We start from the raw sequence: 2008 nt of genomic DNA, 5'->3' as shown, positions 1-2008 counted from the left end.
TAACGTCGCAATAACGGGCGCTTACCAAACCGCCAAATACTGATTTAATCCCTTGTATTCACAACACTTTGAAAAGCTGCCGCATTGAAAAAGCGTCCCGCGTTGATTGCCTTGTTATGTGTAATTATGCACGTTGGCACCCAAACCATGTCTCAAGTAACCATAAATTCTAATACCGTCATCAGTAATAGAAAATTTCGCTGACTTAGAGTTACAAATGCTAATTATTTTATCGATATGGTCCACAACAACGGGCTTTAGTAATGTACCTTGAGGATGACTAATTTGGGCTGATATATCAATAAACTCGATAGCCAAAAAATCACCCCAGATTTGAGCTAACTCAGAGGTATAAGTGAATGAACTATCAGGCTCCGGCCATGTTGTTTGATCTACGTAGGTGACTCTAAAACTAATTAGGTCTTCGACTTGATTTAACAGGTCAAACAGTTCGTTCCACTTTGTGTTATTCATTACCGGAATAAAGTTATTCTTAGCTACAAATGATTTAACTTGTTGCTTCGAGTTATGGTTTAGCACTTTACCTCCGATTACACATAACGTCGCAATAACGGGCGCTTATCAAACCGCCCAAACTGCTTTAATCCTTTGTATTCACAACACTTTGAAAAGCTGCCGCATTGACAAAGCGTCCCTCGTTGATTGCCTTGTTATACATTTTTCAGCAGATCAACCAATCTGGTTACTTGTACTTCACCTAATCGCCTGCTTCCCGACATAAAATACCCTTTTGTCCCTACCTGCAATTTTTGTATATGAACCTTTTCACGCATTTCAGGAACAAGTACCCACATGGAAGCAAGCCCTCTTGAAGGTATTGGCACGCCTTCTGGAATAGGCATTCCGTTTTGATCCAAGAACTCGGGATGAATCATGTAAATACCAGACTTCTCGACATTGTCCTCAGCATAAGCGAAGTCACAGCGCATATGTTGGGAAGGTGATTGCAAGCCGCCTTCACTTGGAGGATACAAACGATAGGAGACTTCGAAGTCTTGTTTGTGGCCGCGGATTTCTTCGTAACTCTTCATAGTGTATAACGCCGCCAACAACGGCAGACTTTTGATTGCGGCTTTTGTGCAATAATGGCGGAGCCATGTACAAAAGGCGCGAGCGCAAGGCTGTCCAAGGAGCGCAGCGACTGATGTTGCTTGGCCTTGTTATACGTTCTCACTCAGGGCCTCTTTAATAAGAACAAACGCCTGCTCCAAAAGCTCTCCAGCTTTTGAGTCATAGTAAGTATTTGATTCAAGCATCATACGAAGAACGGAGTAAAGCCCATTTTTGTGTGATGGAATAATGCTACCCATGCCATTAATGCGATTGATTAGCTTCTCTGTATCTCTGAAGGAGCCATCTAAGCCTTCTGACTCCAAGACTGGAACAGCTTTACTAAGCAGCTCAATTATTTCTTCAAATTGTGGCTGTCTGGTTGCCATGCTTGACTCTTCTCTTACGTATAACGCCACATTCAGCGCGCGAGCGCAGCGAGTCAGGTGCAATGCTTTGTTATGCATTCCGACTTAGACAGTTATGAACTACGTACCAATTGAATTCATATATGTCTTTTGAGTCCCGTAAGATTTCCTTAATACAGCTATCACTAATAGATTTTTTGTCGTTTTCCGATAGTCTAGCTAACAAGTAGAAAGCAATCTCTTTTAGTTCTTGATTAATTTCTAATTCGCTATCTACATACAACTTCAGGATAGCCATACTTGCCATGAATTTTGTAACAAAGCATGGGCCATGATCATCCACGTGCATTGAATCTAACCAATAATCATCACACGCACGACCAAGGCCGCCATGAATCGTGTTACCCATATTGACAGTTTCTTCTACGAGAGATTTCACGTCTTTTTTTATTTCTGAATATGATTCCATTACCGACTACTCATGGGTGCATAACGTTGTGATAACGGGCACTTGCCCGCACTTAACCCGACCAAACCTATGTATTCACGACACTTTCTAAGCGCTTCGA

4 protein-coding genes are annotated in these 2008 nt (G+C 41.9%); all 4 read right to left on the bottom strand.

Annotated features, from left to right (window positions below):
- Positions 1-114: 114 nt before the first annotated feature.
- On the bottom strand, positions 115-540 hold the full coding sequence (locus BCT27_RS19415; protein WP_102396523.1) for a DUF6678 family protein: 426 nt from the start codon (positions 538-540) through the stop codon (positions 115-117).
- Between the two features lie 131 nt (positions 541-671).
- Positions 672-1052 carry a hypothetical protein gene (locus BCT27_RS19410; RefSeq protein WP_102316183.1) on the bottom strand — a complete coding sequence of 127 codons (381 nt, stop codon included), beginning with the start codon at positions 1050-1052 and terminating at the stop codon, positions 672-674.
- A 129-nt stretch (positions 1053-1181) separates the two neighbouring features.
- On the bottom strand, positions 1182-1460 hold the full coding sequence (locus BCT27_RS19405) for a hypothetical protein (RefSeq protein ID WP_102319532.1): 279 nt from the start codon (positions 1458-1460) through the stop codon (positions 1182-1184).
- Positions 1461-1530: 70 nt separating this feature from the next.
- Positions 1531-1908: a hypothetical protein gene (locus BCT27_RS19400; protein ID WP_102396522.1), complete on the bottom strand. Its 378-nt coding sequence runs from the start codon at positions 1906-1908 to the stop codon at positions 1531-1533.
- Positions 1909-2008 lie beyond the last annotated feature (100 nt).

It is taken from the genome of Enterovibrio norvegicus (assembly GCF_002876705.1).
Classification (GTDB): Bacteria; Pseudomonadota; Gammaproteobacteria; order Enterobacterales; family Vibrionaceae; genus Enterovibrio; species Enterovibrio norvegicus_B.
The sequence above is the reverse complement of the archived record's forward strand: the minus strand, read 5'-3'. Positions and strand labels throughout refer to the sequence as shown.

Excerpts from the sequence above, each read along its gene's own strand:
- BCT27_RS19410 (WP_102316183.1), bottom strand. The coding sequence starts at position 1,052 with ATGAAGAGTTACGAAGAAATCCGCGGCCACAAACAAGACTTCGAAGTC.
- BCT27_RS19405 (WP_102319532.1), bottom strand. The coding sequence starts at position 1,460 with ATGGCAACCAGACAGCCACAATTTGAAGAAATAATTGAGCTGCTTAGT.
- BCT27_RS19400 (WP_102396522.1), bottom strand. The coding sequence starts at position 1,908 with ATGGAATCATATTCAGAAATAAAAAAAGACGTGAAATCTCTCGTAGAA.